6 protein-coding genes are annotated in these 5,648 nt (G+C 49.8%); 3 read left to right on the forward strand and 3 right to left on the reverse strand.

Annotated features, from left to right (window positions below; translation table 11 throughout):
• Nucleotides 1-405 precede the first annotated feature (405 nt).
• From ROA7450_RS20580 to ROA7450_RS20590, 3 genes are all read right to left on the reverse strand, one after another.
• A complete protein-coding gene (locus ROA7450_RS20580) occupies nucleotides 406-1,239 on the reverse strand; it encodes a class I SAM-dependent methyltransferase (protein WP_234999623.1) in 834 nt (277 codons plus the stop codon).
• 444 nt (nucleotides 1,240-1,683) lie between these two features.
• On the reverse strand, nucleotides 1,684-2,307 hold the full coding sequence (locus ROA7450_RS20585) for a GIY-YIG nuclease family protein (RefSeq protein ID WP_085807843.1): 624 nt from the start codon (nucleotides 2,305-2,307) through the stop codon (nucleotides 1,684-1,686).
• Between the two features lie 12 nt (nucleotides 2,308-2,319).
• Nucleotides 2,320-2,940: a thermonuclease family protein gene (locus ROA7450_RS20590; RefSeq protein ID WP_234999624.1), complete on the reverse strand. Its 621-nt coding sequence runs from the start codon at nucleotides 2,938-2,940 to the stop codon at nucleotides 2,320-2,322.
• A gap of 528 nt (nucleotides 2,941-3,468) precedes the next feature.
• On the opposite strand from ROA7450_RS20590, the gene ROA7450_RS21095 reads away from it, so the two are divergent.
• The 3 genes from ROA7450_RS21095 to ROA7450_RS20600 all read left to right on the forward strand — a co-directional run bounded on the left by ROA7450_RS21095 (nucleotide 3,469) and on the right by ROA7450_RS20600 (nucleotide 5,355).
• The gene (locus ROA7450_RS21095; RefSeq protein ID WP_159454126.1) at nucleotides 3,469-3,624 is read left to right on the forward strand and encodes a DUF6538 domain-containing protein; all 156 of its coding nucleotides are present in this window, start codon (nucleotides 3,469-3,471) and stop codon (nucleotides 3,622-3,624) included.
• Between the two features lie 28 nt (nucleotides 3,625-3,652).
• Entirely contained in the window at nucleotides 3,653-3,778 is a 126-nt protein-coding gene (locus tag ROA7450_RS20595; protein WP_234999625.1) for a helix-turn-helix domain-containing protein, read from the forward strand.
• Between the two features lie 665 nt (nucleotides 3,779-4,443).
• Complete coding sequence (locus tag ROA7450_RS20600; RefSeq protein ID WP_085807845.1) at nucleotides 4,444-5,355, forward strand: DUF6236 family protein; 912 nt, start codon at nucleotides 4,444-4,446, stop codon at nucleotides 5,353-5,355.
• The last annotated feature ends 293 nt before the right edge of the window (nucleotides 5,356-5,648 follow it).

Raw genomic sequence — 5,648 nt, forward strand, 5'->3', positions numbered from 1 at the left:
TTGATATCTTTGACGATCTTCTCGCCAGGGCTCTTCGTTGTCTTTCTCATCATCCACTCCTTGGTGGCTACGATGAGCAACAAACCCTCTCTTAGCAAATCGACCTATTTGGACCCATAAGCGCTGACGTCAGACAATACATGTGTACCTTACCTATGCACCGGGCCAGACCCATTGGCAGCATATTGCAGTAACAATAGGATTAGACGCATAGCAATTGCGCCATGCTACTAGCGTTGCTTGATGATCCTGCTTCGGTATCCTTAGCAGAAATTATTAGCTATTACGCGGACAGGGCTGTCGCTGGATTGCCCTTCCCGAAGGCCTGCTTTGCGGACAAAGCCACCGTCGGATGGAAGGGCTGTAACGTCCGCTTTGATAAAAAACCGAAGTCATTCAGGTTGCTTAAACAGCGATGGCGACGGTCACCATGGCGGGTATCGGCACATTCCACTGAGGCCCCGATCCGTGTTTTTCCAATACCTTAGCTACAACTTCTGCTCTAATTGCATCAGCATTTTCTGCTGGTTGTGGGCGCAACAAGGCGCCACCTCTGGCCGTTCCTTCCAGAAAAAAGTCAAAAGGCGCCCCGGGGTCATCAACGTGCCACTCCGACGCGACCACAGATTGGGCGCAATCGGTAAATCCAGCCGCCTCAAGCACAGGAAAGGCTAGAGTGGGATCAGCATAATCATTCGCTCCGGGGCCCGGTGGTAAAGCAATTTCTGGAGACCCATGTTGGCCGATGGCATCAAAAACATAACCGAGGGCCGTATCCACTTCAGGACCACACCAGACCGAAAACGCCAGCCGGCCGCCGGGGCGCAGAACGCGGCGAGCCTCAGCGACCACTCTTGGGGGGTCCGGAACATGCGGCATCCCAAACCCAATTGTAACGGCATCAAACGATTGATCCTCAAAGTTCAGTGCCATCGCATCACCTTCTAAGAACCGTGCCTCTGGCACTGCTGCCTGCGCCATCGTCAGCATGGCGGGCGAGAAATCAAGCCCTGTCACGTGCGCTCCCGCTTTGACCAAGCCTGCGGCGACATTGCCATGACCGCAGCATAAGTCGAGCGCAGTTGTATCAGGGCCAGCTCCAACAGCACTTACCAAAGATGGCACAACCATGTCCGCCGCCTTAGCAAACACTTGCGCATAGGACTTTGCCACATCAGCCTTGGCCCACTCGCGTTTTTCTAGTGCGGCGAAGGTGTCGGGTTCTTGAAATTTTGGCATCAGTATTTCCTGCAATCGGTGCCTCTCAATGAACGGTCGGAGTAGACGGTATGTCAACCATAAGCCGATCCAAAGGCCGGATACATATCAGCGACTTCCTGAAGACGTGCAATTGATCACTTGCGAACAGCAGCCGGTACATACATTGGGCTCGAAGCGGTCATTGCCTGCTAGATAGCCTTTGTATCTAGCTAAAAGCGGTGATCCCACGATAGATGTAAGCGCCCAGATCTGTCCGGACCGATTGCGGTTTTACTACTTCCGTTGGCCTCTACACCGATCCAAGACCTTTAACGACATCGACCATGCAGACGGCATACTCTTCATTTGGGTGCATGAAGTAGAAGAGGACAAACGTGTCAAGTTCGGCAAGAATAGGCAATCCTCTTGCCAACTATCTAGGCGATTTGACAGGACGGTCTTCAATGCTCCAAACCTCCAGCTTCAATCGTCCTCTTCATCGCTGTCGTCTTCCTGATGCATACTGAGCCGCTCAGATAATGTTTGACCATCCAACCCCCAGTACTGCCAACCGTTGACAGACTTCCATGTGTAGCCTGCGCGGTGCAGGAGGATCAGCGCTGCCTTGCTGACGCTCATCGGTTCGCCTTCGAAAAGTATCTTCTTGGGTGTCACGACCTCAGCGGTGATGTTATCGTCGCCGGAATATGTGAGCACATCGCCAATTTTTACGCCTGCATTGTCGAATACATAGTTGCGCTTCTTTGATACCGCTTTCGATAGAGCTTCGATGCCCGTGTCGTCTTCCGCGATATCGTCTTTTGGCGTGACATCTTTACCACCTGTCAACTTCATGGCGGCAATCACCCGTTGCGGGTCGATCTTGAAGAACTCACGGTTTGGACGGGTACGGTGATCTGCGAAAGCTTGGTGGAGAAGTCTTTCTGCTTCGGCTTCATTCGCAACATTCACCGCATACACGCAACGAAACGGTAAAGGAACGCTGGTATTATCTAGTTGCCGGAGCCGCTGAGTAAGGTCGATAGTTCTTCCGATCTTCACGTAGCCGTCCAAAGCCGGATTAGTCAGTACATATACTATTGGCATCTTCGAGGCTCTCTACTGTTTTTGATTTAGCGCGGTTTGCTTGGCGTCATATTGCTCCCAGACTTTCATTCGCCCCTTTTGCCGCGCGTCAGCTAGCCACAACTTCTTTCTTGCGCCGGGTAGTTCCAGAGCGCGGTACACGCCACCAGAATACTTCTGCCAGTCTATAGCCAATCCGAGTTTGACCATTTCCGCAGAAAGGTCGCGCCCATCCTCAAGGTAGCACTTAGCGACTGTGCGGCCGTGATTATCCTTGGCGGTTATCTCTGCCTTCACTGCGTGACCTTTGCAAAGCGATACCAAAGCCCACTTGGCCTTTTTTCCGTATGGATGGTTAATCTCTGGAGCATCGACACCGAACAAGCGCACTTGTGTTTTCTGTATGACTATAGTGTCCCCGTCTACAACGTAGGCTGAACCCTTCAATACCGTGGCTATGGGGGCTGGTATGGCATTGTCCGCATCAAAGCGCGGCGACTGTTCTTTTCTTGGAGCAAGGGAGGTCGTCAAGCTCGGCTTCCCGTCCGAGACTTTTTGGTTCGGCAGCGTTCTATTTCCGCCAGACTGGCTATGGCGGTTCACAAAGATCAAAACGCCAACCAAGGCAAGAATAAGTATTATAGCGATTTCCACGTGCTTGGGCCTTGTAAATTATCTGGTTCAAAAATGTATGCAGAGTACTTTCGCGGCCTCCGCAGGTGATGTTGATGCAGGTATGGCTCGGAGGTTTTATCCAAAAAATGTTCCACCTTACCAACCTAGATTGCACAACCTTTGTTCGACATGTGCGCAGAAAATGCAACCCAATCGTAACCTCTCATATTTGTAGAGGACTGTAAGCCTAACTAGCGGGCTAAGCATCAAGAAGAAGACCTTAGCGCGAAGTACTGGGCACATCTAATCACTATGCATAGGTGTGTACCTCGACATTGCACCGGTACGGGAGCGTTGACTGCAGATAGGTGTGACAATAGGGTGAGACACATAGCAAACCAACACACTACAATAGTGTTTACTATCAGTATATTAGGCGTTCGGCGGCGTTCCCCCTAGGCTCCACCAAATCTCCTTAACAGATTGAAACTCAATAAGTTATTGGAACGTAATGGCTAGTTCTAGGGATTGTTACACTGGGGTGTTACAGTGAGGACCTTAGAAAATATGCCCGGTCACACCCGTCTGTATCGCCGAGGAGCCACCTACTATCACCGTGCTGCGGTTCCTGTTGACATCATTGCCACCTACCCAAAATCTGAAGAAACGTTCTCGTTGAGGACCAAATCCTACAAAGTACCGTGGGAAGAAGCCATCTTATGATCGCAAAGCCTATGAGGTCGTGGTGGATATGCTGGGGCAGGGGGCTGGAGTGTCAGCTATCGCTAAGGCAACGGGTATATCAAGGCAGGCAGTGTATCGGATCAAAGGCGACCCTGCTGAAGCTGAGGCTGCGTTGTTAAAGTGGGGGCTATGAGGTCATACTTTCTTGAGTACGTTTGTCTTTGTATTTGTGGTTTTACTGCATATTCTCGCAGTGGATTTACCTCTACAAGCACCAGTCACAGCAATATCAAAGAGAAAAACGTACTTAGGTTGATTGCCCGCTCTAAAGCTTACGCCCACCTTACGGCTTTAACTATACCCTGCTTTCCTGTTGTCGCACTTGGACGACGCCAGAGGGCAACTGAAGAGTGTCTTAGGATTTGTACCGCCTGTTTGAAACATTGGACTTTGAGTTCGCCACCCTTAGGGCCGATACGGAAGTAGCCATCCCTGTAGCGACAAGTCTCATTGAAGGTGCTTCCATCTTTGGAATATGGTTTTAGCAATTCAATATCTCCTGTAATGTAAGGCCCTTATAACGTCTTCTTTGTATATAGCAGTCACGCCATGGGATTGCGCTTGAAGCTGAAAAATAGATTGTCTTTCCGTCTCGCAGGCATGTAATCAAAGACCTTATTTTAGATTGACTTGCTATCACTGCGTGAGCTTGATTGAGCGACTCGAGCCATTTTAGGGGGGTAAAGAAGATTGTAGAAACTGCGGGCTTGGGTCTGGGAGAGGCATGGTAGAGAGAAGTGCTCACATCTTGCCAAGGTCGCGGTTAGTAAGTTCAGATTAACAAACAGGTGTAAACTTATGGGTGAGGCAAAACGCAGAAAATCTAAAGATCCATTTTATGGTAAGGTCCCAAAAGCCGGTAAGGGAATCGTACTTTCAAACCCAATTGAGATTGATGAACAGGGTCGTATGTTTGTGCATCAATCTGATCTCGATCCATGCGAGTTGCGTAGGGCGGTCCTGTTTTGGGATCGGATTCAATGGCCTGAAAGTCGATTTTTCAGTATGGTTGGCTCTAGGGCTGAAGTCGATTACCTGACACAATTGGGCATCATGACGCGCCCTCTTCCAAACAAGACCGATTGGGGGGGAAAGGATGCTCATATCCACTTTGCCAAAGGTCATCTTCAACAGTTCATTGACAACGAGAAAAATGAACCCGGGCTTTGGTCAGTGTCTGAGGGTCGCAACTCTTTTCTGTTTTCGCAGCCGGGCTTCATAGATACTCGTGCACCGTTGATTGAGCTATACAGGTCAATCCCAATTCCCGAGGCTGACGTACCACTTGAAGCTCTGTTGGAGTTCAAAGAAAGGAGACTGGATGAAGTAAGGCATCTCGTATTGACGATTGATCGATTTTACTCAGATCTTTTGAAGGCAGAAGATCAGGTTTTTGAAATGAAGCGCCTGTCCAACGAAATAGACCACCGTTGTGCCGACATTATTAAGGTAGCTAAAGAATCTGGTTTGAAGTTTGGTTTATCGGATTGGGGTATAAACTTTTCGGGGGATATTGACGTTGCGAAGGTGCTTTCTGGTGCTCTTGGCCTAGGAACTTTCGGACAGCCTGAACTTGGTGCATTGGTCGGAGGAGCTGTTGGTCTTGAACTCAAGGTTGGAGGCGGTTTTTCCTTAGGAACTGGGGACCGAGAACAGTTAAAGGCATCGCCGTTCAGGTTTGTTGCGTCAATGCACAACGAGCCGATCTAGGGTGTTTTGCTGAGAAGAATTGTTCGGATTTATCCTTCAGGGCTGCCGTTGGATTGTCTTTACCGAAAGTCTGCAATGCGGGATAAATCTGCTACTGAAACTTTCAGTCGGAACGACAGCTACCAGCCCGAAGCGTACATTGGAGTTTGACAGGCTTGGCGGAACCCGATGGGGTGGATAGCTCCTGCTCCAACCGGCGTCGCAATGCGCCATACTGCAGTTGTTTATCACTGCTAGGAAAGGAGCTACCCAATGCAAGTTACAACAATCGGCATTGATCTGGCCAAACAGGT

It is taken from the genome of Roseovarius albus (assembly GCF_900172335.1).
Classification (GTDB): Bacteria; Pseudomonadota; Alphaproteobacteria; order Rhodobacterales; family Rhodobacteraceae; genus Roseovarius; species Roseovarius albus.

What these genes read in the sequence shown, in the direction of transcription:
- ROA7450_RS20600 (WP_085807845.1), top strand. Translation starts at nt 4,444, where the DNA reads ATGGGTGAGGCAAAACGCAGAAAATCTAAAGATCCATTTTATGGTAAG.
- ROA7450_RS20585 (WP_085807843.1), bottom strand. Translation starts at nt 2,307, where the DNA reads ATGCCAATAGTATATGTACTGACTAATCCGGCTTTGGACGGCTACGTG.
- ROA7450_RS21095 (WP_159454126.1), top strand. Translation starts at nt 3,469, where the DNA reads ATGCCCGGTCACACCCGTCTGTATCGCCGAGGAGCCACCTACTATCAC.
- ROA7450_RS20595 (WP_234999625.1), top strand. Translation starts at nt 3,653, where the DNA reads ATGCTGGGGCAGGGGGCTGGAGTGTCAGCTATCGCTAAGGCAACGGGT.
- ROA7450_RS20580 (WP_234999623.1), bottom strand. Translation starts at nt 1,239, where the DNA reads ATGCCAAAATTTCAAGAACCCGACACCTTCGCCGCACTAGAAAAACGC.